Source organism: Streptomyces sp. NPDC057682, from assembly GCF_042799575.1.
GTDB lineage: Bacteria > Actinomycetota > Actinomycetes > Streptomycetales > Streptomycetaceae > Streptomyces.
Window position 1 is genome coordinate 189,109 of sequence record NZ_JBHVIN010000003.1, and the last position, 26,556, is coordinate 215,664.

Genomic DNA, 26,556 nt, shown 5'->3' on the forward strand with positions numbered 1-26,556 from the left:
GCGGGCGCGCGGGACGGTCAGGCGTAGGTCTCGAACTCGGCGATCCTCGGGGTCCCGGTGGCACCGGTGATCTCGAAGGTGATCTTGCGCAGCGAGGTCGTGGGCACGGTGACGGTGCCCGCGCCGCTGCCGGAGGCCAGCACGGTCCCGGTGTCGCCGTTGAGCACCCGCCAGGTGCCGACGACGCCCGTGGCGCCGGAGGCCTCGCGGATCCGCAGGGAGGAGACGGAGGTCGCGGTGTCCCACTTGACCGAGATGGAACCGGTGGTGCCGGCGGGCGACCAGTAGGTGCTCGGATCGCCGTCCCGGACGTTGCCGTAGCTGGTGCCGGACGCCTTGCTCGATCCGTCGGCGCCTGCGCCGAGGCTGAGGTTGGTGCCGGTCGGCGGGGTCGGGTCGGTCGGGTCCGGCGTCGGGTCGGTCGGATCCGGCGTGGGGTCGGTCGGGTCCGGGGTCGGCGTCTGCGTCGAGCAGTTGCCGTCGGAGACCTTCAGCCCCTTGTTGGCGCCCGCCGTCTGGGTCACGATGCCGGGCACGCAGGACGCCGCGTCCATGGTGTAGGCGTAGGGGATGCTGACGGTGGTGTTCGACTGCGGGTTCGGGCCGGCCGGGTGGTTCTCGGTCCCGGGGGCGGACCAGGTCACGTTGTCGAAGATGTTGCCGCCGACCTGCCAGTAGCCGGTCGTGTCGGTGTAGAAGGTGCCCAGGACGTCCTTGGAGTCCTTGAAGTAGTTGTTCTCCACCTTCGCGTGCGCGCCGGCCCGGGAGTTGATCCCGGACTTGTTGAGCTTGACGTAGTAGTTGTCGTAGATGTGCGCGATGCCGCCGCGCAGCAGGGGCGTGCGCGAGTCGACGTTCTCGTACAGGTTGTGATGGAACGTCACATAGCCGTTGTCCAGCTGGGTCTCGCTCGATCCGATGAGTCCGCCGCGGCCGGAGTTGCGCAGGGTGCTGTACGACAGCGTGACGTACTGCGTGTTGTCCTTCATGTCGAAGAGGCCGTCGAAGCCCTCGTCCTCGCCGCCGGAGGCCTCCAGGCTCGCGTGGTCGACCCAGACGTTGCGGACGTCGCTCTCCATGCCGATCGCGTCGCCTCCGTTGGAGGTCGGCGAGCCCGACTTCTTGACGTTCCGCACGGTCACGTTCTGGATGATGATGTTGCTGGACTGCCGGATGTGGATGCCGAGCTGGTCGAAGACCGCGCCGCTGCCGACGCCGACGATCGTGACGTTGCTGATCTGCTTGAGCTCGATCACCCCCGCCGCCGTGTTGCAGCTGTCCCCCGAGACCTTCTCGGTGTTGCCGTGATTGATGGTGCCCTCGACCTGGATGATGATCGGGGTGCTGCTGCTGGCACGGCTGCAGAGTGCCTGGTGGATCGCGGTGCCGGTGGTGGCCTTGACGGTCTGCCCGCCCGCACCTCCGGTCGTCCCGCCGTTCTGGCTCGCGTAGCCGGTGGCCCCGCCGGTGGCGGCGGACGCCGAGGGCATCGCCACCACGGCCCCGGCCCCGGCGGCCAGCGCGGCAGTCGCCACCGCCGCGTACAGACGCAGCGCGACTCGTCTCTTCATGTCCATGTCTCCCTGTCGATCCTCGGAGCCCCGTCACCCTGAATGACATGAACCTGTCATCCATGAGCCGTTGATATGGAAAGCGCTTTCTGGTCCGGAGGATAGGGCGGTGCCCAACAGGCTGGCAATACTCACGACACTTCCCGTACACGACGGGGTGCGAGTGTGACCTCAACTGCCCTATATTTTCCCGAGTTACGCACCGGACGCATCGTCGACGGCGGGCTCCCGGGGCCATGGAGCAGCCCCGGGAGCCGTCTCGATGAGGGCAGCAAGCGCGTTCTATAGGAGAGGTCCGGTCTCAGCGATCAGCCGTCGATCGCGGTCGTCGTGAACCGGTCGCCGCAGATGCGGGGCAGCGCGGTGCGCAGGGTCAGCGCCTCCCGCGAGCCGGGCGGGTACACCCTCAGATAGTCGGGTGCGTCCCAGCAGCCGGAGGGCTCGATGCCCTGGTTCACCGTATGGAGGACGACGGACGCGCTCCGGCCCGGCGGGATCACCCGCGCCTGGTGCGTACCGCCCTCGCGCGCGGCGGGCACGCCGATCATCGCGCCGTCCCGCTTGATGAGCGAGACCCCCGGGAAGCCGCGCAGGGTGCACGCGGCGCCGGTCCGGTTGGTGAAGGTCAGCCGGTAGTGGACCTGGCCGGCGCCGGCGTCCGGCTGCCCCAGTCGCATGGTGAGCCCTTCGGCCGCACAGCGCCCGGGGCCCGGCACCGGACTCGAAGCGGCAGCGGATCCGGGGGACGCGGGCGCCGTCGTGCCCCGCGGGGGCGCGGACGTGTCCTGGGCCGGGGACGAGGAGGGATCGGACGGGTCGGACGGGTCGGACGGGTCGGACGGGTCGGACGGCTGTACGGCGCCGGTGGCGGCGGGCGTGGCGCCGGAGGATGCGGCCGGGCCGGACGATCCGTCGCACCCGGTCACGAGCAGGGCGAGGGCGACGGCGGCGAGGGGGAGCATCCGGCGGCCGTGCCGTGGGGGGGTGGTGCGCGCGAGAAGGCTCATGCCTCTCGCCTGCTCGGTCCGGTGCCCCGCGAACCCTTTTCCCGCCCGCCGGAACCCGGTCCGGGCGGGAAAAGGGTTCGCGGGGCGCGGCCGACTCGCCCCCTCTGCGGGGGAATCGGCGGTCCGGAAGGGTGACGCGGACCGCGACCGGCCGTCGCCGCCGGGGCCGTGCGGATATCCCTGATGTCCGTGAACACCCATCTGATCCGCCTCGCGCGCCTCCTCGCCCCGGCCGCCGCCGTCCTCGCCCTGACCGGTGCGGCGCACGCCGCACCGGCGGGACCGCCCTCGCCCCTCACCCCCTGCGCCGGAACCGTCGCACCCTTCGGCTACGTCTGCGTCCCGTCGCCGAAGCAGTGCTTCACGACACCGTGTCCGCAGTACGCCTTCGTGCCGGTGCTGCCGGGTCGGCGTACGGAGCCGGGCCCGGCGTAGACGACGTACCGGCGGGGCCGCCGCGACGGGCGCGGCGGAGCCGCCCGGCACCCCCGGACGTCCGGCGTGTTCCACCACCCTCACCCATGGGTTAGGTTAGGCATACCTAAGTAGCTGACAGCAGGTCTTGTCCCCGCCGATCAGGAGCACTCGGATGCACCCCTTCCCCGCCCGTGGCACGGAGCCGACCCCCGCTGAACGTCTGCGCTCGGTCCTGATCTCCGCCCACTCCATGACCGTGGTCAGCGACGGACTCGAACCCGTCGAGGTGCACCGGCTCGACGGCACGGGCGCGATGGGCCACATCCACCTGCACGAACCGTCCGCCACCGGCCCCGCACACCCTGCCGCACCGGTGCCGGTCCGGCTGGAGTTCACGGACATCGCCCCCACCCCCGTGCGCGACCGGCTGCGCGCCCGCGTGACGCTGACCGGGCTGCTGGCCGCTCCGTACGATCCGGACGCCGCCGACAGCGTCTGCATGGAGTTCGGCCAGGCGGTCATCGACGACCGGGCCGGGCGGTCCTACGTCACCCTGGCCGCGCTCCAGGACGTGACGCCCGACCCGGTGGCCGTGCACGAGGCGGAGATGCTGACCCATCTGATGGACGGTCACGGCGAACTCGTCCCGATGCTCCTGCGCCTGGTGCGGCCGAGGCCGGAACGGTCCCTGCGGCGCGCGCTTCCCGTGGCACTGGACCGCTACGGTCTGACGCTGCGTCTGGAGTACGCGCGGGGGCGCCGGGACGTGCGGCTGCCGTTCGCCACGCCCGTGGACGCGTGGGAACAGGCGGGGGCGCGGATCCACGCCCTGCTCACCGCGGCGCGGCGCGCCTCCCACCCCAACCGGCTGCTGACCTGAGGGTACGGGGCGGGGCCACCGGGACAGTACCCCTGCACATGATCGAAACCGTTGCGGCTCCTGGGGCCGCGGGCGAGAATCGGACCATGACGGGTGAACCTCGGCCGGCCGGCGACAGCTCGGACCACGACAACAGGCCCGCGCTGCGGGCGTCCGACCGGGAACGCGACCAGGTGGTCGAGATCCTGCAGACGGCCGCGGGCGACGGCCGCCTGACCATCGGCGAACTGGACGAACGGCTCGACGCGGCCCTGTCGGCCCGGACGCGGGACGAGCTGGCCCGGCTGACCGCCGATCTGCCCCTGGACGGCCGGCCCCCGCAGGCCGCCGAACTGCTCCGGATCGACCAGCGGTTCGGGGACGTCACCCGCACCGGCCGCTGGCTCGTCCCGCGCCGGATGGAGATCCGGCTCATGTTCTGCGAGGCGAAGCTCGACTTCACCGAGACCGTCATCACCCACTCCGGCCTGGACATCGACGTCGACCTGCGCGTCGGGGGCAACCTGATCCTGGTGACGCGACCCGGCATCACCGTCGACCCCGACGGTCTGGAGCGGTCCAGCGGCGAGATCAGGATCCGCCCCGGCACCGAGGAGGACGTGCCGCCGGTGCTGCGGGTGCGGCTGACCGGGCAGTCCCGCGGCGGCGACATCACGGCCCGGCCCCCGCGGCGGAGCCTGTCGCAGGTGATGCGCCGCCGCGACCGGGGCGGGGACGGCCGCCGAGGGGGGTGACCGACGGCGGTCCTCAGTCCCCCGTCGCGCCGTCGGTCCGCTCCCGCAGCAGATCCGCGTGGCCGTTGTGGCGCGCGTACTCCTGGATCATCAGGACGTAGACCCAGCGCAGACTGAACGTGGCCCCCGCCACGGACGGGAACGTCTCGTCGAGGGAGCGGCCCGCCACGCGCGCGTCGCACGTCCGGATCTCGGCGCGGAAGGCCGCGACGTCGTGCTCGGCGCGGTCGCCGCGGACGCCCTCGAAGCCCTCGTCGCCGTCCGAGGGACCGGTGAAGATCTCGCCGACGTCCTCACCGGCGAAGCTCCTCCTGAACCACCACCGCTCGATCTCCGCCATGTGCCGGACCAGACCGAGCAGGGTCAGCGCCGACGGCTTCACCGCCGTCCGCGCCAGTTGCTCCCCGTCCAGCCCGGCGCACTTCACCAGCAGCGTCTCCCGGTGCCAGGTGAGCCATCCCTCCAGTGTCCCGCGCTCGGACAGGACGCCCAAGTCCCTCAGTTGTACGGTGCGTTCCACCGCCGGTGCTCGCCATGTCATGCCCCCACCCTCGCCCGTCGCCGGGGAGCGGTGCAAGGAGGGCTCGCGTCCGGGCGTCAGCGGCCCGCCAGTGCCGGGTAGTCGTTGTAGCCCTCGGCGCCGTGGACGTGCATCAGGAACTCCGGGCGCAGGGGGTTGAGGGGCGCGCCCGTGCGCAGGCGCTCCACGAGGTCGGGATTGGCGAGGAACCCCCGCCCCAGGGAGACCAGATCGGCACCCCCGGCCAGCAGCCGCTCGGCGTGCCGCAGTCCGGCGTCGGCCGCCAAGTCCTCGTGGGAGAGCTTCGGATTGGCCATGAGGGTGCCGGGCCAGTCCGCCCGGAGCTGCCGGTAGAGGGGTTCGTCCGGGTCGGCGTACACCAGGTGCAGATAGGCCGGGGCGAGACGGGCCAGTTCGGGCAGAAGCGCGGCGTAGAGGGCGCCGCTGTCGCCCTCCGCCACGGAGTTGACGTTGTTCGCGGGCGATATCCGTACGCCGGTCCGCTCGGCGCCGACCGCCTCCGCGACGGCCCGCACCACCTCGACGGTGAAGCGGATCCGGTGCGCGGCCGGGCCGCCCCAGGCGTCGGTGCGCCGGTTGGTGTTCTCCGAGAGGAACTGGTGCAGCAGATGGCCGTTGGCGGAGTGCACCTCCACCCCGTCGAAGCCGGCCGACACCGCGTTGCGTGCGGCGGTGGCGAAGTCGGCGACCGTGGCGGCGATGTCGTCGGCGGACATCGCGCGCGGGGCGACGGTCTCCTGGAAGCCGGACGGGGTCCGGAGCGTCTCGGGGAAGCGCACCGCCGAGGGCGCGACGGGGGTGTGGCCGCTGGTGTCCGGGTGGCCGACCCGGCCGCCGTGCTGGAGCTGGAGGAACATCCGGCCGGCCGGATTCACCGCTCGTACGGCCTCGGTGACGCGCCGCCAGCCCGCGACCTGGGCGGCGGTGTGGATCCCGGGGATGTGCGGGTAGGTCCGGCCGACGGCATTGGGCGTGGTGGCCTCGGCAATGATGAGACCGGCCGTGGCGCGCTGGGCGTAGTGGGTGGCCATCAGCTCGCCGGGAACGCCGTCGGCGTCGGCCCGGTTGCGGGTGAGCGGGGCCATGACCAGGTGGTTGGCCAGGTCGATGCCGCCGAGACGGGCCGGTGCGAAGAGGCGGGAGGCGGTGGTCGTCCGCGAGGTCTGCGTCATGCGGGGTACCGTAGAACCTCACATTGATGTCAGGTTCAAGTCGTGAGGTGCGGGATGCGGATCGGCGAACTGGCGGCGCGCACGGGGGTCGGCGCGCGCTCCCTGCGCTACTACGAGGAACAAGGGCTGCTGATCTCCGACCGGACGCCCGGCGGCCATCGTGACTATCCCGAACGCGCCGTGGACCGGGTCATCCGGATCCAGGAGCTCTACGCGGCCGGCCTCCACAGCGCGAAGATCGCCCGGATCCTGCCCTGCATGCGCGACGAGGACGGCGGCCCCTCCGTGCGGGCCACCCCCGAGCTGGTCACCGAACTGACCGGCGAACGGGACCGGATCGACCGCATGATCAGCGAGCTGGTCCGTTCGCGCGAGGTCCTGGACGAGGTCATCACCGCCGCGTCGGCCACCTGCTCCCCCGCGCCGAAGCCGGCCTGACGGCCGCCCGGCACCCCTCAGCAGTCGAGCAGCGGGAACAGCCGGGTGACGGCGGCGACCGGCACGGTCCCGTCCGGGCGCGCGGCCGGATCGTGCTCCCGGTCCCGGTATCCGGCCAGCAACCGGCGTACGGACGCGGCGAGTTCCGCCGCCTCCTCCGGGGTCAGATGCACCACGGCACTGAACGACGCGTCGTGCCGCCAGCCCTCGGGACCCTGCTCCCGGTGCGCCAGCCAGTAACGGTAGCTCTCGTCCTCCAGCCCGCGTGCGAGCGTGGTGAACTCCTCCGGCTCCGCCCGCTCCCCCTCCCGGGACGGGGCCCGGCGCAGTTGCCACGGCCGCACCCTGCCTCCCTCGTGCGGGGCCTCCTCGATGAGCCCGTGACGGGCGAGCTGCCGCAGATGGAACGAGCAGAGCCCCGAGCTGTACCCGAGCCGGGCCGCGGCCCGCGTGGAGGTGACCGTGCCCTCCTCGGCCAGCAGGTCCAGCAACGCCGTGCGCACGGGGTGGTCGGGAAGGGGGCGCCGCACACGGTGCAACGAAGGTTCCATGGCCGGGACTTGCCGGTTCTCCTCGCTCATTTTGCAAAGAGTGCTACTTTGCAAAGCACTGAGTCAAGCCGCGCCGGGACCGCCGCGGCACGGCTCGGCGCTACGGCAGACACGGCAGACGGAAGGCGCTGATCCACGATGACGGTGGGGTTCGACGAGAGCTCGCCGGACCGGCGGGTGCGGGTGATGGGTGAGCCGGTGGACTCCTACCCGGCGCTGCCGCCGGAGGTGGAGCGGGGCACCGTGCGCCGCATCACCGTCGTCGGCGAGGAGATCCTGCGCCGGGAGTGCAAGGACGTGACCCGGTTCGGCACCGCCGAACTGGCCCGGCTGATCGACGACATGTTCGCCACGAACCAGGTGGCGAGCGGTGCGGGACTGGCGGCCAATCAGATCGACGTGGATCTGCGGCTGTTCGTCTGGGACATCACGGACGAGTGGGGGGTGCGTCATGTCGGCCACCTCGCCAATCCGGTCCTGGCGGACGTACCGGCCGGGGAGCGCCGGCTGGTCGAGGAGGACGAGGGGTGTCTGTCGGTCCCCGGGCCGTTCCGGACGGTGCCGCGGCCCGACCGCGCGGTGGTCCACGGCTTCGACCTGCACGGGGAGCCCCTGGTCATCGAGGGGCGCGGCTACTTCGCCCGCTGCCTCCAGCACGAGACGGACCATCTGCACGGCCGGCTCTACCTGGACCGGCTCTCCCAGCGGGAGCGGAAGTCGGCGCTGCGCGAGATGGCGGCCGCGAAGGACGAGGTCTTCGCCCGGCGGGCCGCCGCCGCCGAGAAGCTGGGCAAGTAGCGGCGGTACGGCGCCGCGCCGCGAGCAGTCGGCGCCCGCGGCGAAGCCGGGACGGAGCGGCGGTACGCCCGCGCGGTGCCCGCCCCGGAGCGGGACGGGCACCGCGCGAAGAGGCCCGGCGGTCGCGTACGGCCGGGCCGACACACGGGGATCAGCCGGCGGCGGGCCACTCCAGCGGCTCGCTGGTGAAGCCCTGGCTCAGCTGGACCGCGGCGGCCTTCTGTCCCTCGGGGATCAGGAAGGCCTTGCAGATGTCCGCGGACTCGCCCGGGTTCAGCTGCTTCTGCGTGTCGGGGGCCGGGCAGTCGGGCCACTTGGCCTCGCCCATGATGACGATGAGGGCCCTGGTGCGCTTGCCCTTGTCGGTCTCCACCACCAGGTCGTCGTCCATGTCGCCGACCTCCATGGCCTTCCCGCTCTTGTGCGTGACCGTGGCCCACACGTACACGGGGATCTTGGGCTCCTCCCCCTTGTCCTTGTCCAGGCCCGAGTTGTCCATGTCGGCCTTCGTGCCCGTGCGCACCTTGGTGGGCGTGACCGTGTAGGTGCTGCCCTTCGACTTCTGCATGGTGCTCTCCTGCGGCGGGCTGGCTTCGCCCAGGCGGAACGTCTTCCTGTCGTCCGACGACGACCCCGATCCCGACGAACCGTGGCCCTTGCGGCCCTTGGCCGAGTCCGTGCCGTTGCAGCCGGTCAGCGCCACGGCCAGCACCAGGGCCCCCACGGCCACCGGAACGGCCCGAGTCCACGTACGCATAACTTCCTCGTTCCCCGTTCGAACATGCTCGTGCGCCCGGCCGGAGTCTTCGGTTCCTGTGCCGGGCCTGTGCGATTCAGGCGCACGATCTTGCCAGAAGCGGCGGGGTGCCCGAGCCGGGCCCCCGTGCCGGTGCGCTTCGGCATCCGTCGCGGCGTGTGACCGTTCGAGATGCAGGGGCGCGGACGCGCTGATTCGCTGGTGGGGTCTGATCTCCCCGAGACCCAGGAGTGGATCATGAGCGTTGCGGACGAAACCGGCAAGCGGGCCGAGCGGATCCGTGCCAAGGCCCAGGAGATGAAGGAGGCCTCCGAGCGGGCCGCCGATCCCCGGGAGCGCCGCCGTCTGGAGGACAAGGCCCGGCGGCTGCGGGAGCGGAGTGAGCAGGTGTCCACCAAGGGCGAGGGCGGATCGAATCCGCTCTGATCCGCTCGCGCCCGGCGGCCGGTGCCGCTCCGCCCCGATGGGCGGAGCGACACCGGCCGCTCCGTGCGGAGTTACTGGGCGAACCGTGGAAGCCACTTCACCCGGTAGTCGGGGTGGCCGGCGTGCTCGGCGGCCATCTGCCGGACCACGAAGCCCAGTCCGACGGCCCGGCCCGAGGCGAAGTCCCGCCGCGGCCGGTCGACGTCGAGCGCGGCGACCTCCGTGTACTCGTCCAGGAGGACTCTGCTCGTCTCGATGCGCCGCAACGTCCTGGCGGGGTCCTGGAGGGCGATGTGCCGGTCGTACGGGTGCGTGCGCAGGGCGAACGCGACGGCACCGCCGCGGTCGTGGATCTCGCCGGGCACCTCGGCCGGGCAGCGCCACGCCTCGCCGCCGGCCGCCCGTGCGACGTCCTCCTCCTCGTCGAGGCGTGCCCGGACGAACGCGACCAGGTCGGCGTTGTCTGTCATGTGGTTCCGCATCCTTCCGCTCGGTCCCGCACCACCGGGACCGAGGGGACAGTATCCCGTCACGCCGCCCGCGTGCCGCAGCCCTCGCGCGGACGCGGCGCGTGGCGTTCAGCGGCTCCGGGGACGGATCCGCCCGCGGCGCCGGCCAGGGGCCAGCAGCCCGCCGCCCACGAAGACCGCGAGGCCCACCGCGCAGCCCGCCGCCGCCAGCACGAGGGTGCGGGCACTCGCCACGGGCCGCCGGGCCGCGGACGCGGTGTCCTCGGCGGCGGCGAGGACCAGGCCGGTGACCGTGTCGGGGCGGGACACCGGGGCGAGGTGCGAGGAGGCGACCTCGACGGTGTGCGCGCCGGCGCGTTCGGCCTGGAAGCGTTCCAGCGCGGGAGGGAGCAGCCGGTCCTCGGTGGCGACGAGGGCCCAGGAGGGTACGGTGCGCCAGCCGGCCTCCGCGGCCGGTTCGGTGAACACGGCGGCGTCGAGGGGGCGTTGCGCGCCGGCCAGGGCGGCCGTGGTGCCGGCGGGGCGGTCGGCGGCCAGGATGTCGTGGAACCGCCCGGGGGCGAGGGAGAGGGCCGTGCCCCGGGTGCCGTCGGTGTCACGGACGGAGGTGCGGGTGAGTGCCTCGGTGAGGGCCCCGCCCGGGAAGCGGGCGCAGAGCCGGCCGAGCGTCTCGCCCCGGTCCGGCATCAGGGCGGCTATGTAGACCAGCGCCCGCACCTTCGGGTCGTCCGCGCCCGCGGTACCGATGACCGCGCCGCCGTAGCCGTGGCCGACGAGCACGACGGGGCCGGAGATCCGGGCGAGCGCGGCACGCAGGGCGGCGGAGTCCTCGGCGGGTCCGCGCAGCGGGGTGTCCGGGGCGAGGACCGGGTAGCCGCGGCGCTGGAGGCGGGCGGCGACGGCGTTCCAGACGGACGCGCCGGTGAAGGCGTCGTGCACCAGCACCACGGTCGGCGCGGGTCCGGTCGCGGGGCTGGGAGCGGCGGCGGCCGGTGCCGCCGCTGTGGAGAGGGCCACGGCGAGCACGGCGGCGAGGGCCGCCGCCCGCCGGGGGCCGGGAGGGGCGGGTATGCGCATGGTGCACCCGATTCTGACGACGCCGTGGTCCCTCCAGGGTGGCGAGCCGGGGCCGGTTCGGCGCGGCGCGGCGGGCAGCCGGGTGACGGCGCCGGAGCGGCGGAGCCCCCACCCGGGAGGGGGTGGGGGCTCCGGTCCGGCCACGGCGCGCGGGGACGGCCGGGTCCGGACGGTGCGCGCGGGGGTGCGGGCGCGGGTCAGCCGACGTTGACGTCGACGCAGGCGTAGAAGGCGTTGGCCGTGTCGGCGATGTTCCACACGGCGAGGACCTTCTGACGGCCGGTGTGGCTGCCGAAGTCGACCTGGTGGGTGACGGTGGCCCCCGGCTGGGCGCCCCCGTCGTTGAATTCGGCGATCTTCTGACCGTTGGCGTAGTACTGCCAGGTGCTGGTGGCGTGGCGGGCGGTGAGCACCCACTGGAAGGAGGCGGTGCGGCCGACGGGGCTGACCTTCCAGCCCTTGCTGTCGTCGTCGAGTTCGGCGAAGCCGCTGTTGCCGCCGCTGCAGCTGGTCAGCCCCTTGGGACCTTCCACGCTCTGGGGTTCGTACTGGATGGCGCCGCAGCTGATGGTCCTGGCGGCGCACTGCGCCTGCCGGCTGGGCGGGGACGAGATGTAGCCGTGGGCGTCGGCCGAGGCCGCCGGGAGGCTCAGGGCGAGCACCGGGGCGAGTAGGGCACCGACGACGGCTGCGGTCTTCCTTTTCGCGTGCATGTGTCTTCTCCTTCACATGAGGCGTGGCCGCGTACGGACCGGGCGTGGGGGCCCGGGGGCGTGGCGGTGGTGCCTCTCAGGTGTGGGGCCAAGAGACGCGAAGGGCACGGCAGGATGCGCGACCGGACCACCCTTCGGGGCGTCCGGCGCCGGCCCTGCACTTGGACTAGACCATACCTATTGATGCGTACGCGTCAAGACGGGGGCGGCATCGCCCGGTGGTACCCAGCCGTCCGCGAGGGCGTCCGCCCGTCCGGCGGACACCGGTGCCCGCAGTCCGTAGTCCGAGCCGGACGAGCCGTCGGACGAGGCGCCGGTCACGGACGTCGTGACATCGGCGAAGAACCCGACGACCAGGAAGATCCCGAGCAGCACCTTGCCCCCGGTGCCCAGGACCAGCGGCCGGGTCGCCGACCGCCCCCGCCCCTCCGGCACGGACAGCGCGTCCTCGCCGAACAGGCCCTTGGGATAGGCCGGGCTGAGCATCGACAGATAGGCCGAGAGCCGCATCTCGTAGCGCAGGACGGCGGCCGTCGCCTCGAACAGCGGCTTCGGCATCCGCCCCAGGACCAGCGTGACCAGCCACCAGATCACCGCGAGCGCGAACCAGCCGGTCGTGGCGAGGCTCTGCACGATGGCCGCGGGAATGGCCAGGATCAGCCGGAACAGGACCGCCAGCCGGTTGAGCCGGGTGGGCCGAACATCGATGCACACCGGATAGTCCGACGGCTGGGTCAGCGTGAACGGCGGATAGCGGTCGACGAGCAGCATCACGTTGGCGGAGACCCGGGTGCGGTAGGCGAGCGTGGCCGCGAGGAACCCGAAGACGGGCATCGGCAGCCGTCCCAGCACCAGGGCGGCGAACCAGCCGAACACCACGGTGAAGAAGGCCGCGATCCCCAGGAAGAACAGCACGATGAAGTGGGGGATCAGCAGCAGGAGCCGGAACAGGACCGTGAGCCGGCGCTGGCGCGCGGGCTCGATGAGGTCCAGGACGGGCAGGAACTCCTCCGCGTCCCCCGATCTGCGCCCCGGACTCCACTGCGCGTCGGCCATGTCGCTCCCCTTCGGCGGGTGATCCGTACGCCTGCTGCACACACGGCGTCACCCCACGCTGGAACCGGCGGGTCCGGGCCGCAATCGCCCGCGGGCCGATCGGGTGCCCCGGCCCTCACCCCCGGCGGGGACGGAACCGCCGGAGCCGCTTGCGGGTCCCGGCGCGCATCCGCGTCCACCACGGCTTCCGGCGCCGGGTCCCGCGGCGCTTCCGGGCCGGGGCCCGCTTCTCGGGAGCGGGCCGGTCCGTCGTGGTCACCGGCCCGGCCGCGAGGACGTGGTAGCGGTGGCTCACCCACCGGCCCACCAGCAGATAGCCGACGAGCGCACCCGCGGTGTTGAGGATGACGTCGTCGATGTCGAACGCCCGGCCCTCCACCAGCGCGCCCTGCGCCAGTTCGATCACGACGATCGCCGCGACGGTCACCAGGAACGTCCGGAGCACGCGCAGCCGCCTCGGCAGGAGCACCGGCAGCAGCACGCCGAACGGCACCCCCAGCAGTACGTTGCCGCCCATCTGCTCGCAGGCGGCGAGGAAGGTGTAGTGCTCCGCGTAGAGGCGCAGCGAGCGCCCCGGCCGGAGGTTGGACGTCACGAGGTCCGCCGACGCGGGGGACGGGGTGAGCGTCACCTCCGCCAGGACGACGGAGAATCCGGTCATCGCGAGCAGGGCCGCCGTCAGGACGGCCACCCGCAGCAGAACCCGGCCCGCGGCGCGGTGGTGCGCGGCGCCGCCCTTACCGTTCGCAGCTTCTGAGTCCATGGACGACGGATGCCCCCGACCGGCCGTGCCACGCCCCGAGGCCCCCGCGCCCGCGCCCTGCGCCGCGCGCGGACACGGGGAAGACTGGTCGGGAGAGGTCCGGTACGGAACGGTCCCGCGCACGGTGGGGCCCGGCGATCGATGCGGAGATGCCCATGGCGAGCGACGGAGCGGTCTGCCTGGTCACCGGGGCCACCGGCTACATCGGCGGACGGCTCGTCCCCGAACTGCTGGCGGCCGGGTTCCGGGTGCGCTGTCTGGCCCGCACCCCGGAGAAGCTGCGGGACCAGCCCTGGGCGCAGGACGTGGAGATCGTCCGGGGCGATGTCACCGACGCCGGCTCGCTCGCCCCGGCGATGGCGGGCGTGGACGTGGCGTACTACCTGGTGCACGCGCTGACCTCGGGCGCCGGCTTCGAGGAGACCGACCGAAGGGCCGCCACCGTCTTCGGCGACGCGGCCCGCGCCGCGGGCATCGGCCGGATCGTCTACCTCGGCGGTCTCACCCCGGCCGGTGTGCCCGAACGGGAGCTGTCGCCGCATCTGCGCTCCCGTGCCGAGGTCGGCCGGATCCTCCTGGAGTCCGGTGTCCCGACCGCCGTGCTGAGGGCCGCGGTCATCATCGGGTCCGGTTCCGCCTCCTTCGAAATGCTGCGCTATCTCACCGAGCGCCTGCCGGTCATGGTGACGCCGAGCTGGGTGTCCACCCGGATCCAGCCGATCGCGGTCCGGGACGTGCTGCGGCTCCTGGTGGGCGCCGCCCGGCTGCCCCGCGAGGTGAACCGGACCTTCGACATCGGCGGCCCGGACATCGTCACGTACCGCGACATGATGCAGCGCTACGCGAAGATCGCCCACCTCCCGCACCGGCTCATCCTCCCCGTCCCCATGCTCACCCCCGGTCTCTCCAGTCACTGGATCGGCCTGATCACCCCGGTGCCGAGGTCCCTGGCCCGTCCACTGGCCGAATCGCTGCGGTACGAGGTGGTGTGCGCCGAGCACGACATCTCCCGCTACGTCCCGGACGGGCCGGGACAGCCCTTCGGCCTGGACAAGGCGCTGGAGCTGGCCCTGCAACGGGTCCGGGAGGCGAGGGTCACCACCCGGTGGTCGTCGGCCTCGGTGCCGGGCGTGCCCAGCGATCCGCTGCCCTCCGACCCCGACTGGGCCGGCGGCAGCCTGTACACGGATGTGCGCGTCCGGGCCGTGGACGCGCCGCCGGACGCCCTGTGGCGGGTGATCGAGGGGATCGGCGGCGACCACGGCTGGTACTCGTTCCCCCTGGCCTGGGCGGTGCGCGGCTGGCTCGACCGGCTGGTCGGCGGGGTGGGGCTGCGGCGCGGCCGGCGGGACACCGACCGGCTGCGGGTGGGCGACTCGCTGGACTTCTGGCGGGTGGAGGAGATCGAGCCGGGGCGGCTGCTGCGGCTGCGCGCGGAGATGCGCCTGCCCGGCCTGGCCTGGCTGGAGATGTACGCCGAACCGAGCGGCGCCGGCCGCTCCCGCTACCGGCAGCGGGCCCTGTTCCATCCGCGCGGGCTGCTGGGCCACGCGTACTGGTGGAGCGTATGGCCGTTCCACTCCGTCGTGTTCGGCGGCATGGCCCGCAACATCGCCCGCACCGCGGCCGCCGCGGCGTCACCCGAACCGGCGAGGCCCACGGCGGCGCGCTGACCGGCGGACCCGGGCACGCCCGGAAGGAGGCACGATGACAGGTCCCGGCCTCCCCAGGAGTTGACGCCATGACCGTAGCGGTCGTCCTGTTCACCGCAGACCTCCGGCTGCACGACCATCCGCCGCTGCGCGCGGCACTCGCCCACTCCGACGAGGTCGTGCCGTTGTTCGTCCGCGACCGGGCCGTGGAGGCGGCGGGGTTCGCCGCCCCGAACCGGCTGGCGTTCCTCGCCGACTGTCTGCGCGATCTGGACGCCGGGCTCCGCGAACGCGGCGGCCGGCTGGTGGTGCGCTCGGGCGACGTCGTCGAGGAGGTGGGCCGGGTGGTCGCCGCGACCGGCGCCACCGACGTCCATGTCGCGGCCGGGGCAAGCGCCTTCGCCCGCCGCCGCGAGGAACGGCTGCGCACCGCGCTGGAGTCCGGCGGACAGCGGCTGCACGTCCACGACGCGGTGGTCACCGCCGTCCCGCCCGGCGCCGTGACGCCCGCCGCATCGGACCACTTCGCCGTGTTCACCCCGTACTTCCGCCAGTGGTCGGGGCAGCGGATCCGCGACCCCTTCGGCGCACCCCGCACGGTGCGCGTCCCGGACGCCGCCGCGTCGGAGCCGCTGCCGGAGCGCGGCCGGGTGTCCGGGGTCTCCGAGGGGCTGGCCGAGGGCGGGGAACTGCGGGCCCGCGCCCTGCTGACCGCGTGGCGGCGCCGGGGGCTGGACGCGTACGAGGAGCGGCACGACGACATGGCCGGTGACGCCACGTCCCGGCTCTCGCCGCATCTGCACTTCGGCACTCTGTCCCCCGCGGAGACCGTGCACCGGGCCCGCGCGGCCGGCGGACCCGGCGCCGAGGCGTTCGTGCGGCAGCTGTGCTGGCGGGAGTTCCACCACCAGGTGCTCGCCGCCCGGCCCGCCGCCTCGCACGAGGACTACCGCACCCGGCACGACCACTGGCGCTCCGGGAAGGACGCGGCCGAGGAGACCGAGGCGTGGCGGCAGGGACGGACCGGCTATCCGGTGGTCGACGCGGCCATGCGCCAACTGCGTCACGAGGGCTGGATGCACAACCGGGGCCGGCTCCTGACCGCCGGCTTCCTGACCAAGACCCTGTACGTCGACTGGAGGGTCGGGGCCCGGCACTTCCTGGACCTCCTCGTCGACGGGGACGTCGCCAACAACCAGCTGAACTGGCAGTGGATGGCCGGCACCGGCACGGACAGCCGCCCCAACCGGGTCCTCAATCCGGTGACCCAGGCCAAACGGTACGACCCCGACGGTGCCTATGTGCGCCGCTGGGTGCCGGAGCTGGCCGAGGTACCGGGCGGCGCGGTGCACGAGCCGTGGAAGCTCCGGGACGCGCCGGAGGGCGTGCGCGCCTATCCCGCGCCGCTGGTCGCGCTGGCCGACGGGCTGGCCCGCTTCAGGCGGGCGCGCGACCTGGACTGAGGGCGTTCGGCGGACCGCCTCCGGACCGGGCCCAGGTCCCCGGGCGCGGTTCGACCCCACGCTCCGACGGGCCGCGCCGCCCCTGGCGCACGACCGGCGCGCCGTGCCCGGGGGCGCTCCGTGCGGCGGCGAGGATGCCGGTGTGCCCTCTCCCCCGGTGTCCGCCGAGCCCGCCGTCCTGCCGGATCCCGGCCGTCCGCGCGCCCGTACCGCGCTGGTGCTGCTCTCCGCGGCCTCCGGCGCGGCCGACGCCTTCGTGTTCCTCTGTCTCGGCCAGGTCTTCGCCGGGGTGATGACGGGCAATCTGGTGCTGCTCGGGGCCTCGGCCGCCGGGGCGGGCGAGAGCGGGACGGCTCCGCGGGTGGTGGCCGCGCTCGTCTCGTACGGATGCGGGGTGGCGGGGGCCGCGTGGGTGGGCGGGCGGACCGCGGGGCGGCTCCCGGTGATGCTGCTGACGGAGGTGGCGCTGCTCTCGGCGGGCGCGGTGCTGTGGGCGTGCGGTCTCGTCGCGTCGGAGGCGGACAGGCTGGGGCTGCTGGTGGCGATGGGGCTCGCGATGGGCATCCAGGCGCGGATCAGGGACACCCCGACGAACTACTTCACCGGCACCCTGACCTCGCTCGTCGGGCGTCTGGCCCGGGGGACGCGGAGGCACGGCGACGGCTGGGTGCTGGCCCGGCTGGCCGCCGTCGTCGCGGGCGCGGGCGGGGCGGCGCTGACGGTACGGCTGTGGCCGGCGGGCGGGGCGTCGGCGGCGGCGGTGCTCGCGGCAGCCGCCGTGCTGGTGGAGGCGGCGGGCCGGTCCGGCGTGCGGGCCGAGGGTGACCGATGAGGCCCGGACAGCGATGTGCCCCGGCCGGATCGGGGGAATCCAGCCGGGGCGGTCTCGGGTGGGGGCGCTCGGCGCGCCGCCCACATATAGATGAACGATAAACCACCAGGTTCCGTTCCCGTGCACCCGCACCCCGGAGTGTGATCCAGGGCACGGGCCGCCGTCGCCGAGCGTCAGCGTTCCTCACGGAACAGCACATGCCGCCCCGCCGCGGGGTCGAACTTGCGCAGGACCAGCCGGTCGGGGGTGTTGCGACGGCTCTTGCGCGTCACATAGGCATGCCCCGTCCCCGCGGTCGAGCGGAGGGTGACGACGGGACGGACTTCACTGCGGGCCATGGGCGCCTCCGGACTCGTACTCCACGCCCCCGTCACCCCTGTCGGCAACGGGATTCGTTTTCGTTACGCCGATGCAACGCGTCCGCTCCCCGGCGCATTCCCGCCGGTCCCCGGCACGCTTCCCGGAGGGTTCCGGCGTCACGGCCCCGGGCGGGCCTCGGCCGCACCCGCCCGGGATCCTCGCGCATATGCCGCCGTGGGATGCGTACGCCCCGCGCAAAAACGGCGCTCGTCAGCGCTCAAACGTCCGCGCGCGCCGGTTGACTTGCATCAACGCCCGGAGGCAGCAAAGGTGTTCGACGGATCGAGCTTCCAGTCCGCCGCTGACATATGCCCCGTGCAAGAACGCACCGAGTGTTGCCAAAGCACTTACGGGCTCCCGCCGGCTGTGCGACAGTCGTATTCGGTCCACCCTCAGACCTGGTTGTACCGCGCCCGTATCGGAGTACGACATGCCGCCCCATCTGTCCGCGGACCGGCCCGCGTCCCAGCCGCCCGAGCGCGACGCCGCCGGTGCCCCCGGTGCCGTCGGTGCCGTTGACGCGCTGATCCACCGGACGCTCAGGCTGCGCGGGGACGTGGACGCGGTGCGACGCGAGACCGTTCAGATCGACGAGGACGATCCGCAGCAGCGCTGGCAGCGCGCGCTCTGCGACCTGGCCGTCCATCAGCTCGACGACCTCGGCGCGCAGTTGGGACAGCTCAAGGAAGGTCTCCCGCCGCAGGCCGCGGAACATGCGGAGCGGTCGGCCGCAGCGGACCGGACCGGGCCGGAGACGCCTTCGGACGACGGCCCCGGCTCGCCGGTCGGCCGGGTGGGCAGCGCGGAATGGAACCTGCTGACGGACGAGGTCAGCTGGTCCGGGGAGCTGCTCCGGATCTTCGGCCGCACCGCCGCGGCCGGTCCGCTCTCACTGGACGAACTGCCCTCGGCCCTGCTCCCCGACGACCAGCCGCTTCTCACCGCCCTGGTGACGGACTGTCTCGTCGACGGCAAGCCGATAGACGGCGAGTTCCGCATCGTCCTCCCGGACGGGCGGACGCGGACCCTGCACATGAGGGGCGAACCCGTCCTCGACGCCGACGGCTGCACCGCATCCATGTGGGCGGTCATGCGGGACGTCAGCGCGCTGCGCCGAAGCCGGCAGGCCGTCCGCCGCACCCATGACACCTTCCGCCGCCAGCAGGACATCGCCCAGGCCGAGCGCCGGGTGGCCAAGGACCTCCAGGAGGCCGTACTGCCCCCGTGGCGCGGTTCCCTGCGCCTTCCGGAGCAGGGACCGGGAGCGCTCGACATCGCGGCGCACTATCTGCCGTCCGAGTCCGGCGCGCTCATCGGCGGCGGCTGGTACGACGCCATGGACCTGCCCGACGGCAGAACGCTGCTGACGGTCGGCGATCTGACCGGCCACGGCATCCGGGCCACCTCCGCCATGACGATGATCCTGGGTGCCCTGCGCGGTATGGCCGTGGCCGGCATCGCCCCCGCCGCACTGATGGGGCACCTCAACCACTTACTGGAGACGTCCGTCCAGCCCGCCCTCGGCAGCGCGGTGTGCTGCCGTTTCGACCCCGCCACCCGCGTCCTGGAATGGGCGCAGGCGGGACACCCGGCACCGCTGCTCTTCCGCAACGGCACCGGGCGCCCCGTTCCCCCGCCGGACGGCATCCTGCTGGGCGCGGCCCCGGGGGCGGCCTACGAGCAGGACGAACTGCGCCTGCTGCCCGGAGATGTGCTGGTGCTGCACACCGACGGTCTGGCCCGGGACGGCGGCAGCGCGGAGCGCGGCCTGCGTCCGGGCATGGACACACTCCTCGGACTCGCCCCCCGCTTCGCCCGCGCCCGTTCGGCACAGGAGTGCGTACGAGCCGTCGTCGAGCAGTTCGGCGGAACCGAGCGTATGGACGACGCCAGCGTGCTCGTCGTCCGCATCCCGGTCTAGGAACGGGCCACCGGGGTACGCCCCCGGCCGTGGCGCCTTCTCAGATCTCCGCACTCCTGGGCCGCTTGACGAGGTGGCTCTGGGGCAAGGAGCGCTTGATCTCCTGACGCAGGTCCTCGATCTTCGCGTACCCCGCGAACTGCCCCGTCAGCCGGTACATTTCGCGCAGCCGGTCCCAGGTGCGGTGCGAGGAGGTCTCCCCCATCGTCATCAGGGCGAGCCGGGCGTAGCGGTCGGCCTGCTCGGGGTCGTCGCCGATGAAGCAGGCCGAGGCCAGCGAGATGTAGTCGAAGATCTTGGACCGCTGGCGTCCGTTGACCCGCAGTTCCAGCGCCCGCTTGGCATGGCGCTGGGCGGGGACGGCGGCCGAGGGGTCGTGCTCGGCCAGCGTGCGGAACGCCAGGGCCTGCATGCCGTGCAGATCCGCCTCGTCGAACATCTGCATCCAACTGGGCGGCGGCACATCGGTCTTGTCGGAGACGAACAGCTCCTCGGCCATGCCGAGCGTGCGGCGCATCGCCTGTCCGTGCCCCATCGACGCCTGCGCCCAGGCCTCGATGGTGTGCAGCATCGCCCGGGTGCGCGGCAGAACCATGTCGCCGGAGCCGGACTTGGCGAGCTTCATCAGGTCGAGGGCGTCGTCGGGACGGCCCAGGTGGACCATCTGGCGGGCCGCCCGGGAGAGCGCCTCGCCGGCGCGGGGCCGGTCGCCGCCCTCGCGTGCCGCGTGCGCGGCGATGACGAAGTACTTCTGGGCCGTGGGTTCGAGGCCGATGTCGTGGGACATCCAGCCGGCCAGCACGGCGAGGTTGGCGGCGACGCCCCAGAGGCGCCGCTGCAGATGGTCGGGGTGGCGGTAGGCGAGCATGCCGCCCACCTCGTTGAGCTGGCCCACCACCGCCTTGCGCTGGAGGCCGCCGCCCCGGGAGGCGTCCCAGGCGCGGAACACCTCCACGGAACGCTCCAGCGCCTCGATCTCCTCCGAGCCGATGGGCGCGGCCTCGTACCGGTCGAAGCCGGCCGGGTCCGCGTGCGCGGGATCGTCGATGCGTGGGGCGTCCGCCGCCAGGACGGGGTCGGTGTGGAGCCAGTCGTGCATGGGGCCGGCGATGGTCGAGCCCGCGGCGAGCGCGGCGCCCGCGCTCACCAAGCCGCGTCGGTTGAGCATGAGGTCCATTCCCGTGAATTCGGTGAGGACCGCTGCCGTCCGCTCGGGCGCCCACGGGAGCTGGTCGGGATTCTGCTCCGTCCCGGCCTCCCGCCGTTTCCCCACACGCCCGCGTCGGCCGAACCCGAGGTCCTCGATGGTCACGACACGACCGAGCCGCTCGGTGAACAGGGCAGCCAGCACCTTGGGGACGGGATCGCGCGGGGACTCCCCCATGTCGATCCAGCGCCTCACGCGCGAGGTGTCGGTGGCCAGCTGCGGATGGCCCATGGCCGCCGCCTGCCGGTTCACCATTCTCGCGAGTTCGCCCTTGGACCATCCGGCAAGGCCGAACAGGTCCGACAGACGGGTGTTGGGTTCTCCGGTCACGTCAAGCCCCCAGGTTCTCGGCTGTGTTGACAGTAACCCCGTGTCAGGTGCCGTGCGACTATTCGCCAGGCTTCGCCAGGGTGCGCTACGTGGTTACCCACCCGTGCGCCGGTGTCAGGTAGGAAAGCGCCACCCCGCCCGGCAGCCCTCGGTACTCCCCAGGGTGCCGAACGGCCGCCGGGCCGGGGCGGCGCACGCTACTTGTCGGCGCACGAAGGGATCTGTCTCGCCCATGTACACAGCATCGTCCTCCGTGTCCGCCCCGCCCCGGCCGCTTCGACCCCTCGGGGCGGGCGGCGGACCGTATCTCGATCCCCGCGCCACCGTCCCGGCGCCGGGCATCGGCCGGCCCCGGCGCGCGGCAGGGCCCGGTGCCCCCTCGCTCGGCGGAAGGCTGGACCTGTCCGGGCCGCAGGGCGCGCAGTTGAGGATGGTGATCGCCTCGGTCCACCGGATCTGCCCGGAGTTCAATCCGGTGCAGGTGCTGCGGCGCAGCGGCCGTTCGGTCCTGCTCGTGGGCTCCACCGGCCGCGCGACCGCGGTCGCCAAGTGTTTACTGGACCACTCCCCCGCGTGGTCGGAGCGGTTCCGGCACGAGATAGCGGCATACCGGGCGTTCGTCCGGCACCGCCCGCCGGTCCGGGCGCCCCGGCTGATCGCCGCGGACCCGGAGAACTGCACCCTGGTCATCGAGCGGATGCCCGGCAGGGTGGCGGCGCTGACCCGTCATCCCTCGGAGGCCCCGCCGCGCGCCGATCTGCGGGCCGTGCTCGGTGCGGTCACCCGGGTCAACGCCTGGCGCCCGCCGCCCGGTCTCTTCGAGGCCCCGCTGGACTACGCGGCGCGCATCTCGCGCTATCACGAGCTGGGACTCTTCACCGACCGGGACCTGGGCGATCTGCAGAAGCTGCTGCACGGCCTCGCCCACGCGGGGGGCCGCCAGGGCATGGGCCAGTTCTGCCACGGGGACGCGCTGCTCTCCAACATCCTGCTGTCGCCCACCGGTCCGGTGCTGGTGGACTGGGAGCACGCCGGCTGGTATCTGCCGGGCTACGACCTGGCGACGCTGTGGGCGGTCCTGGGGGACGCTCCGGTGGCGCGGCGCCAGATCAGCCAGCTGGCGCAGGCGCCCGGCACGGCGGCGCGGGACGCGTTCCTCATCAATCTGATGCTGGTGCTCACCCGGGAGATCCGGACGTACGAGACGGCCGTCCAGCGGGCCATGCGGGATTCCACCGCGCCCGTGCGGGCCGGCCAGGAGCGTCCCGGTGCGCTGTCGTCGGGCGAGGAGCAGCGTCTGCTGCTGCGCCGTCTCCATGACGACTGCGCCATGGCCCGGCGTGCCGTGCGGGCCGCGGTCGGCACGCGTTAGACCTGACCGACGGGGGAGGCGCGCCGCGGCTCCGGTGCCGACACACCGGGACCGCGGCGCGCTGCTGTGCGGTACGTCAGCGGGCGCGGACGATGTCCACGTCGGACGCCTTGACGAAGGCGATCCGGTGTCCGATCTGGACCGTCACATACGTCTCCGCGCCCCGGAAGTAGCTGTGGTCCAGGGGGTAGGAGGCGTCGATCGTCGGCGCGTAGAAGAAGCCGGTGGGCGCCTCGCCGCCGCCGGGGTAGGACTGGCCCGCCTTGATCGTGTACGGGAGGGCGGTGCCCACGCGCTTGTCTCCGAAGTCGGCCGGGTACTCGGACTTCTCCGGGTACGCCACCCCGTAGACCGGCACCTCCGTCCTTCCGGCCTTCGGGCGGACGACCGTGCCGGCGGTGGGCAGGGTGGTGCGGGTGTGGGCGGGGGTACGGAACCAGGCCTTCTCGCCGTACCACCAGATCGCGGTCCAGCCGGGCGCGCGGCCGGCGACGACGGCCTGCTGGGTGGCGCTGATCTTGCTGCCCCAGTCGGCGGCGCAGTTGGTGCCGGGCGAACCGTCGGTGTGGAGTCCCGGGTCGGAGAAGAGCGGTGCGTCGTCGGAGGGTGCGGTGTGCAGCGGGACGGCGCTGGAGCCCTGGACGGGGAGGTCGACGCCCTTCTCGCAGTCACGGAAGGCCTGCCGGTTCTCCGCGAACCGGGGACTGACCGTGACAAGTGGGCTGCTCTTGGCCGCCGTCGGCACGGGCGGCTTGCCGAGCAGGGTCATGAAGCGGTTCCAGTCCCAGTAGGTTCCCGGGTCCCAGTGCATGCCCTTGGTGCCGGCCGCGCTGGTGGGCGGCACCCCGTCGTGGCCGATGATGTGCTGGCGGTCGAGCGGGATGTCGTACGTGGCGGCGAGGTAGCGCACGAGCGCGGCGGTCGAGCGGTACATCTCGGGGGTGTACCAGGTGGCGCCCTCGGTGGCGACGCCCTCCTGCTCGATGCCGATGGAGTGGCTGTTGACGTACCAGTTCCCGGCCTGCCAGGCGACGTCCTTGTTCTTCACCATCTGGGTGACGTGGCCGTCGGCGGAGCGGACGACGTAGTGCGCCGAGGTCTGCTTCAGGGGGTTCTGGAAGATCTTCAGGGTGGTGTCGAAGTCCTCCTCGGTGTCGTGGAGGACGATGAACCTGATCTTGTTGGTGCCGGGCCGGTCCGCGGTGTCGTAGTTGCCGTACGTCTCCTTGTCGGCCGGGTCGCCGGTCTGCTGGTAGGCGGCGGGCACCCAGTCGCAGGAGAGGCCCCGCGGGCACTCCGGGCGCACTCCGTCCGCACCGGCGTGCGCGGCGGGTGCGAGCAGCGCGAGGCTCAGGGCCCCGGCCGCGGTGAACGCGAGTGCGCGTCTGGTCCTCTGCTTGGACGTCATGACAACCCTTCTTGGAGCCGGGCGTTTCCCGTGCGGTGCGTGCCGTGCGGTGTGCGTGTTCCGATCTCGTGATCAGTGGTGCGCGCACACTCTCCGGCTCGGGGTGATGGCACGTCAAGAGTGGTGTGGCACAAGCGAGTCGAGCCACTGGACCAGACCACTGGCAGGTGCTCCGACCTGCGGACGGAAAGCCGGGGACGGGAGTCTGGCGGTGCCGCGTTACCCGGACTTTACGTGGCGGCCGGCCGGCCGACCCGGGGCCCGCCTTCACTCGGACGGGGGTACTTCTTGTGTGACTAATGGCTGTCAGACATGCCCCGAACGGACGCAGGGTAGTGCTCGCGCGGACACGTCAGCTCCGCGTGGCAGGCACGCGGAGGCCCAGCGAAAGGCCCGACGCACATGGCACAGCCCTTCACCCTGCCGGACTTCTATGTCCCGTATCCGGCGCGGCTCAATCCCCATGTGGAGGAGGCGCGACAGCACACGAAGACATGGGCGCGGGCCATAGGGATGCTGGAGGGCTCCGGCATCTGGGAGGAGAAGGACCTGGACTCCCACGACTACGCGCTGCTGTGTGCCTACACCCATCCCGACTGCTCGGCCGAGGCCCTGTCGCTGGTCACGGACTGGTACGTGTGGGTCTTCTTCTTCGACGACCACTTCCTGGAACTGTTCAAGCGCACCCCGGACCGCGAGGGCGGCAAGCGGTATCTGGACCGGCTGCCGGCCTTCATGCCGATGGAGCGCGGAGCGCCGACCCCGGAGCCGACCAATCCGGTCGAGGCCGGTCTGGCGGACCTGTGGGCGCGGACGGTGCCCAGCATGTCGGACGCGTGGCGGGCCCGGTTCGCGGTGGCGACGGAGAACCTGCTGAACGAGTCGCTGTGGGAGCTGTCCAACATCAACGAGGGGCGCATCGCGAACCCCGTCGAGTACATCGAGATGCGCCGCAAGGTGGGCGGTGCCCCGTGGTCCGCGGGGCTCGTCGAGTACGCCGCGGGGGCCGAGGTCCCGGAGGCCGTGGCCGACGAGCGGGCGCTGCGCGTGCTGCGGGACGCGTTCTCCGACGGCGTCCACCTCCGCAACGACCTCTTCTCGTACCAGCGCGAGGTGGAGGAGGAGGGGGAGAACAGCAACGGGGTGCTGGTCCTCGAAACGTTCCTGGGCTGTTCGACCCAGGAGGCGGCCGAGGCGGTCAACGATCTGCTGACCTCGCGGCTCCAGCAGTTCGAGAACACGGCGCTGACCGAGCTGGGCCCGCTGTGCGCGGGCAAGGGCCTGGACCCGGCGCAGACCGCGGCGGTCCTCGCGTATGTGAAGGGGCTCCAGGACTGGCAGTCGGGCGGCCACGAGTGGCACATGCGCTCCAGCCGCTACATGAACGACGGCGGCGCCCCGCAGGCCGAGCCGGGCTTCGGGATGGCCGCCGCCTCCCTGCGGTTCACCCCCCGCTCGGAGTCGGCGCGGCTGCGCAGCCACGCCCATGTGCCGCATCAGCACGTGGGCCCCTCCCTGCTGCCCGATTTCGACCTGCCCTTCGACACGACGCTGAGCCCGCATCTGGAGGGGGCCCGGGAGCGGATGGTGGTCTGGGCGCGGCGGATGGGCATCCTGGAGGCGCAGCCGGGGGTGCCGGGCTCGCACATCTGGGACGAGGAGCGGCTGCGGGCGATCGATCTGCCGCTCTGCGCGGCCGGGATCCATCCGGACGCCACACCGGACGGGCTGGACCTGTCGTCGGGGTGGCTGGCGTGGGGGACGTACGGGGACGACTGGTTCCCCGTCGTGCACGGGCGCACCCGCGATCTGGCCGGGGCGCGGCTGGCCAATGAACGGCTCTCGCTCTTCATGCCGCTGGACGACTCACCGCCGCCGGAACCCCGCAACGCGCTGGAGCGCGGTCTCGGCGATCTCTGGCAGCGCACGGCCGGGCCGATGGACGACGCGGGGCGGCGCGCGTTCCGGACCTCCGTCGAGGAGATGACGGCGAGCTGGCTGTGGGAGCTGGCCAACCAGGCGCAGAACCGGATCCCCGATCCGGTGGACTACGTCGAGATGCGGCGCATGACCTTCGGTTCGGACCTGACGATGAGCCTGTGCCGGCTGGGGCACGGCCGGAAGGTGCCGCCGGAGGTGTACGGGAGCGGCCCGCTGCGTTCCCTGGAGAACGCGGCGGCGGACTACGCGGCGCTGCTCAACGACCTGTTCTCGTACCAGAAGGAGATCGAGTACGAGGGGGAGGTGCACAACGGGGTGCTCGTCGTGCAGAACTTCTTCGGGGTCGACTATCCGACGGGGGTGCGGATCCTCTACGACCTGATGACGTCGCGGCTGCGGCAGTTCCTGCACGTCGCCGAGTACGAACTGCCCGTCCTGTACGACGACTTCGGTCTGGATGCCGAGGCGCGGGAGACCCTGGCCGGATACGTCCAGGAGCTGAAGCACTGGCTCGCGGGCATCCTGATCTGGCACCGGGGCTGCCGGCGCTACCGGGAGGAGGACCTGCGGCGCGGGACGGCCGCCCCGTGGCACCTGGGCGGTCTGCCCCTGGGCCGGGGCACCTCGGCGGCGCGGGTCACCACGCTGTTCGCGGGTCTTTCGGGGGCGGGGGTGTAGCGGGACGGAGCGCGGGCCCGG

General features: G+C 72.8%; 26 protein-coding genes. 12 read left to right on the forward strand and 14 right to left on the reverse strand.

Translation table 11 applies throughout. The features are described 5' to 3' along the window. Positions 1-17 precede the first annotated feature (17 nt). Entirely contained in the window at positions 18-1,571 is a 1,554-nt protein-coding gene (locus tag ACFVDM_RS06075; protein ID WP_383633881.1) for a polysaccharide lyase family 1 protein, read from the reverse strand. 308 nt (positions 1,572-1,879) lie between these two features. After that, positions 1,880-2,578 (reverse strand): DUF4232 domain-containing protein, encoded by a 699-nt coding sequence (locus tag ACFVDM_RS06080; RefSeq protein WP_383633883.1) that lies wholly within the window; start codon positions 2,576-2,578, stop codon positions 1,880-1,882. A gap of 183 nt (positions 2,579-2,761) precedes the next feature. Here ACFVDM_RS06080 and ACFVDM_RS06085 point away from each other — a divergent pair, with 183 nt between their 5' ends. From ACFVDM_RS06085 to ACFVDM_RS06095, 3 genes are all read left to right on the forward strand, one after another. Next, a complete protein-coding gene (locus ACFVDM_RS06085) occupies positions 2,762-3,013 on the forward strand; it encodes a hypothetical protein (RefSeq protein ID WP_383633885.1) in 252 nt (83 codons plus the stop codon). Positions 3,014-3,167: 154 nt separating this feature from the next. Continuing rightward, entirely contained in the window at positions 3,168-3,875 is a 708-nt protein-coding gene (locus ACFVDM_RS06090; protein WP_383633887.1) for a DUF2470 domain-containing protein, read from the forward strand. An 86-nt stretch (positions 3,876-3,961) separates the two neighbouring features. Further along, on the forward strand, positions 3,962-4,609 hold the full coding sequence (locus tag ACFVDM_RS06095; RefSeq protein ID WP_383633889.1) for a DUF1707 domain-containing protein: 648 nt from the start codon (positions 3,962-3,964) through the stop codon (positions 4,607-4,609). A gap of 13 nt (positions 4,610-4,622) precedes the next feature. On the opposite strand, the gene ACFVDM_RS06100 is transcribed toward ACFVDM_RS06095, so the two are convergent. Then, positions 4,623-5,150: a DinB family protein gene (locus ACFVDM_RS06100; RefSeq protein WP_383633891.1), complete on the reverse strand. Its 528-nt coding sequence runs from the start codon at positions 5,148-5,150 to the stop codon at positions 4,623-4,625. Positions 5,151-5,206: 56 nt separating this feature from the next. After that, entirely contained in the window at positions 5,207-6,322 is a 1,116-nt protein-coding gene (locus ACFVDM_RS06105) for an alkene reductase (protein WP_383633892.1), read from the reverse strand. Between the two features lie 54 nt (positions 6,323-6,376). Here ACFVDM_RS06105 and ACFVDM_RS06110 point away from each other — a divergent pair, with 54 nt between their 5' ends. Continuing rightward, positions 6,377-6,760, forward strand: a complete 384-nt coding sequence (locus tag ACFVDM_RS06110) for a MerR family transcriptional regulator (RefSeq protein ID WP_383633894.1) — start codon at positions 6,377-6,379, stop codon at positions 6,758-6,760. A gap of 17 nt (positions 6,761-6,777) precedes the next feature. On the opposite strand, the gene ACFVDM_RS06115 is transcribed toward ACFVDM_RS06110, so the two are convergent. Further along, positions 6,778-7,341 (reverse strand): winged helix-turn-helix domain-containing protein, encoded by a 564-nt coding sequence (locus tag ACFVDM_RS06115; protein ID WP_383633896.1) that lies wholly within the window; start codon positions 7,339-7,341, stop codon positions 6,778-6,780. 108 nt (positions 7,342-7,449) lie between these two features. On the opposite strand from ACFVDM_RS06115, the gene def reads away from it, so the two are divergent. After that, complete coding sequence (def, locus tag ACFVDM_RS06120) at positions 7,450-8,109, forward strand: peptide deformylase (RefSeq protein ID WP_383633898.1); 660 nt, start codon at positions 7,450-7,452, stop codon at positions 8,107-8,109. 151 nt (positions 8,110-8,260) lie between these two features. Here the strand turns inward: def and ACFVDM_RS06125 are convergent, their stop codons facing one another. Next, positions 8,261-8,866: a hypothetical protein gene (locus ACFVDM_RS06125; RefSeq protein WP_383633900.1), complete on the reverse strand. Its 606-nt coding sequence runs from the start codon at positions 8,864-8,866 to the stop codon at positions 8,261-8,263. 237 nt (positions 8,867-9,103) lie between these two features. Between ACFVDM_RS06125 and ACFVDM_RS06130 the strand changes: the two genes are divergently transcribed. Then, positions 9,104-9,292 (forward strand): DUF6381 family protein, encoded by a 189-nt coding sequence (locus ACFVDM_RS06130; RefSeq protein WP_383633903.1) that lies wholly within the window; start codon positions 9,104-9,106, stop codon positions 9,290-9,292. Between the two features lie 71 nt (positions 9,293-9,363). Here the strand turns inward: ACFVDM_RS06130 and ACFVDM_RS06135 are convergent, their stop codons facing one another. From ACFVDM_RS06135 to ACFVDM_RS06155, 5 genes are all read right to left on the reverse strand, one after another. Next, on the reverse strand, positions 9,364-9,762 hold the full coding sequence (locus ACFVDM_RS06135) for a DUF6221 family protein (protein ID WP_383633905.1): 399 nt from the start codon (positions 9,760-9,762) through the stop codon (positions 9,364-9,366). 108 nt (positions 9,763-9,870) lie between these two features. Beyond that, on the reverse strand, positions 9,871-10,839 hold the full coding sequence (locus ACFVDM_RS06140) for an alpha/beta fold hydrolase (protein WP_383633907.1): 969 nt from the start codon (positions 10,837-10,839) through the stop codon (positions 9,871-9,873). Between the two features lie 197 nt (positions 10,840-11,036). After that, complete coding sequence (locus ACFVDM_RS06145) at positions 11,037-11,552, reverse strand: lytic polysaccharide monooxygenase auxiliary activity family 9 protein (RefSeq protein WP_383633909.1); 516 nt, start codon at positions 11,550-11,552, stop codon at positions 11,037-11,039. 177 nt (positions 11,553-11,729) lie between these two features. Next, positions 11,730-12,608 carry a DUF4389 domain-containing protein gene (locus ACFVDM_RS06150; RefSeq protein ID WP_383633911.1) on the reverse strand — a complete coding sequence of 293 codons (879 nt, stop codon included), beginning with the start codon at positions 12,606-12,608 and terminating at the stop codon, positions 11,730-11,732. Between the two features lie 115 nt (positions 12,609-12,723). Next, a complete protein-coding gene (locus ACFVDM_RS06155; RefSeq protein ID WP_383633913.1) occupies positions 12,724-13,371 on the reverse strand; it encodes a VanZ family protein in 648 nt (215 codons plus the stop codon). A gap of 155 nt (positions 13,372-13,526) precedes the next feature. Between ACFVDM_RS06155 and ACFVDM_RS06160 the strand changes: the two genes are divergently transcribed. From ACFVDM_RS06160 to ACFVDM_RS06170, 3 genes are all read left to right on the forward strand, one after another. Next, positions 13,527-15,044 (forward strand): SDR family oxidoreductase, encoded by a 1,518-nt coding sequence (locus ACFVDM_RS06160; RefSeq protein WP_383633915.1) that lies wholly within the window; start codon positions 13,527-13,529, stop codon positions 15,042-15,044. 68 nt (positions 15,045-15,112) lie between these two features. Further along, positions 15,113-16,486 (forward strand): cryptochrome/photolyase family protein, encoded by a 1,374-nt coding sequence (locus ACFVDM_RS06165; RefSeq protein WP_383633917.1) that lies wholly within the window; start codon positions 15,113-15,115, stop codon positions 16,484-16,486. A gap of 142 nt (positions 16,487-16,628) precedes the next feature. Further along, the gene (locus tag ACFVDM_RS06170; protein ID WP_383633919.1) at positions 16,629-17,318 is read left to right on the forward strand and encodes a DUF1275 family protein; all 690 of its coding nucleotides are present in this window, start codon (positions 16,629-16,631) and stop codon (positions 17,316-17,318) included. Positions 17,319-17,491: 173 nt separating this feature from the next. On the opposite strand, the gene rpmG is transcribed toward ACFVDM_RS06170, so the two are convergent. Next, positions 17,492-17,656: a 50S ribosomal protein L33 gene (gene rpmG / locus ACFVDM_RS06175; protein ID WP_383633921.1), complete on the reverse strand. Its 165-nt coding sequence runs from the start codon at positions 17,654-17,656 to the stop codon at positions 17,492-17,494. A gap of 452 nt (positions 17,657-18,108) precedes the next feature. Between rpmG and ACFVDM_RS06180 the strand changes: the two genes are divergently transcribed. After that, positions 18,109-19,599 carry a PP2C family protein-serine/threonine phosphatase gene (locus ACFVDM_RS06180; RefSeq protein ID WP_383633923.1) on the forward strand — a complete coding sequence of 497 codons (1,491 nt, stop codon included), beginning with the start codon at positions 18,109-18,111 and terminating at the stop codon, positions 19,597-19,599. A 40-nt stretch (positions 19,600-19,639) separates the two neighbouring features. Here the strand turns inward: ACFVDM_RS06180 and ACFVDM_RS06185 are convergent, their stop codons facing one another. Next, complete coding sequence (locus ACFVDM_RS06185) at positions 19,640-21,136, reverse strand: hypothetical protein (RefSeq protein ID WP_383633925.1); 1,497 nt, start codon at positions 21,134-21,136, stop codon at positions 19,640-19,642. A gap of 232 nt (positions 21,137-21,368) precedes the next feature. Here ACFVDM_RS06185 and ACFVDM_RS06190 point away from each other — a divergent pair, with 232 nt between their 5' ends. Next, positions 21,369-22,508: an aminoglycoside phosphotransferase family protein gene (locus ACFVDM_RS06190; RefSeq protein ID WP_383633927.1), complete on the forward strand. Its 1,140-nt coding sequence runs from the start codon at positions 21,369-21,371 to the stop codon at positions 22,506-22,508. Positions 22,509-22,584: 76 nt separating this feature from the next. Here ACFVDM_RS06190 and ACFVDM_RS06195 read toward each other — a convergent pair whose 3' ends face one another. After that, on the reverse strand, positions 22,585-23,916 hold the full coding sequence (locus tag ACFVDM_RS06195) for an N-acetylmuramoyl-L-alanine amidase (protein ID WP_383633929.1): 1,332 nt from the start codon (positions 23,914-23,916) through the stop codon (positions 22,585-22,587). Positions 23,917-24,318: 402 nt separating this feature from the next. Between ACFVDM_RS06195 and ACFVDM_RS06200 the strand changes: the two genes are divergently transcribed. Beyond that, a complete protein-coding gene (locus tag ACFVDM_RS06200) occupies positions 24,319-26,535 on the forward strand; it encodes a germacradienol/geosmin synthase (protein WP_383633931.1) in 2,217 nt (738 codons plus the stop codon). The last annotated feature ends 21 nt before the right edge of the window (positions 26,536-26,556 follow it).

Excerpts from the sequence above, each read along its gene's own strand:
- ACFVDM_RS06075 (WP_383633881.1), bottom strand. The coding sequence starts at position 1,571 with ATGAAGAGACGAGTCGCGCTGCGTCTGTACGCGGCGGTGGCGACTGCC.
- ACFVDM_RS06080 (WP_383633883.1), bottom strand. The coding sequence starts at position 2,578 with ATGAGCCTTCTCGCGCGCACCACCCCCCCACGGCACGGCCGCCGGATG.
- ACFVDM_RS06085 (WP_383633885.1), top strand. The coding sequence starts at position 2,762 with ATGTCCGTGAACACCCATCTGATCCGCCTCGCGCGCCTCCTCGCCCCG.
- ACFVDM_RS06090 (WP_383633887.1), top strand. The coding sequence starts at position 3,168 with ATGCACCCCTTCCCCGCCCGTGGCACGGAGCCGACCCCCGCTGAACGT.
- ACFVDM_RS06095 (WP_383633889.1), top strand. The coding sequence starts at position 3,962 with ATGACGGGTGAACCTCGGCCGGCCGGCGACAGCTCGGACCACGACAAC.
- ACFVDM_RS06100 (WP_383633891.1), bottom strand. The coding sequence starts at position 5,150 with ATGACATGGCGAGCACCGGCGGTGGAACGCACCGTACAACTGAGGGAC.
- ACFVDM_RS06105 (WP_383633892.1), bottom strand. The coding sequence starts at position 6,322 with ATGACGCAGACCTCGCGGACGACCACCGCCTCCCGCCTCTTCGCACCG.
- ACFVDM_RS06110 (WP_383633894.1), top strand. The coding sequence starts at position 6,377 with ATGCGGATCGGCGAACTGGCGGCGCGCACGGGGGTCGGCGCGCGCTCC.
- ACFVDM_RS06115 (WP_383633896.1), bottom strand. The coding sequence starts at position 7,341 with ATGAGCGAGGAGAACCGGCAAGTCCCGGCCATGGAACCTTCGTTGCAC.
- def (WP_383633898.1), top strand. The coding sequence starts at position 7,450 with ATGACGGTGGGGTTCGACGAGAGCTCGCCGGACCGGCGGGTGCGGGTG.
- ACFVDM_RS06125 (WP_383633900.1), bottom strand. The coding sequence starts at position 8,866 with ATGCGTACGTGGACTCGGGCCGTTCCGGTGGCCGTGGGGGCCCTGGTG.
- ACFVDM_RS06130 (WP_383633903.1), top strand. The coding sequence starts at position 9,104 with ATGAGCGTTGCGGACGAAACCGGCAAGCGGGCCGAGCGGATCCGTGCC.
- ACFVDM_RS06135 (WP_383633905.1), bottom strand. The coding sequence starts at position 9,762 with ATGACAGACAACGCCGACCTGGTCGCGTTCGTCCGGGCACGCCTCGAC.
- ACFVDM_RS06140 (WP_383633907.1), bottom strand. The coding sequence starts at position 10,839 with ATGCGCATACCCGCCCCTCCCGGCCCCCGGCGGGCGGCGGCCCTCGCC.
- ACFVDM_RS06145 (WP_383633909.1), bottom strand. The coding sequence starts at position 11,552 with ATGCACGCGAAAAGGAAGACCGCAGCCGTCGTCGGTGCCCTACTCGCC.
- ACFVDM_RS06150 (WP_383633911.1), bottom strand. The coding sequence starts at position 12,608 with ATGGCCGACGCGCAGTGGAGTCCGGGGCGCAGATCGGGGGACGCGGAG.
- ACFVDM_RS06155 (WP_383633913.1), bottom strand. The coding sequence starts at position 13,371 with ATGGACTCAGAAGCTGCGAACGGTAAGGGCGGCGCCGCGCACCACCGC.
- ACFVDM_RS06160 (WP_383633915.1), top strand. The coding sequence starts at position 13,527 with ATGGCGAGCGACGGAGCGGTCTGCCTGGTCACCGGGGCCACCGGCTAC.
- ACFVDM_RS06165 (WP_383633917.1), top strand. The coding sequence starts at position 15,113 with ATGACCGTAGCGGTCGTCCTGTTCACCGCAGACCTCCGGCTGCACGAC.
- rpmG (WP_383633921.1), bottom strand. The coding sequence starts at position 17,656 with ATGGCCCGCAGTGAAGTCCGTCCCGTCGTCACCCTCCGCTCGACCGCG.
- ACFVDM_RS06180 (WP_383633923.1), top strand. The coding sequence starts at position 18,109 with ATGCCGCCCCATCTGTCCGCGGACCGGCCCGCGTCCCAGCCGCCCGAG.
- ACFVDM_RS06190 (WP_383633927.1), top strand. The coding sequence starts at position 21,369 with ATGTACACAGCATCGTCCTCCGTGTCCGCCCCGCCCCGGCCGCTTCGA.
- ACFVDM_RS06195 (WP_383633929.1), bottom strand. The coding sequence starts at position 23,916 with ATGACGTCCAAGCAGAGGACCAGACGCGCACTCGCGTTCACCGCGGCC.
- ACFVDM_RS06200 (WP_383633931.1), top strand. The coding sequence starts at position 24,319 with ATGGCACAGCCCTTCACCCTGCCGGACTTCTATGTCCCGTATCCGGCG.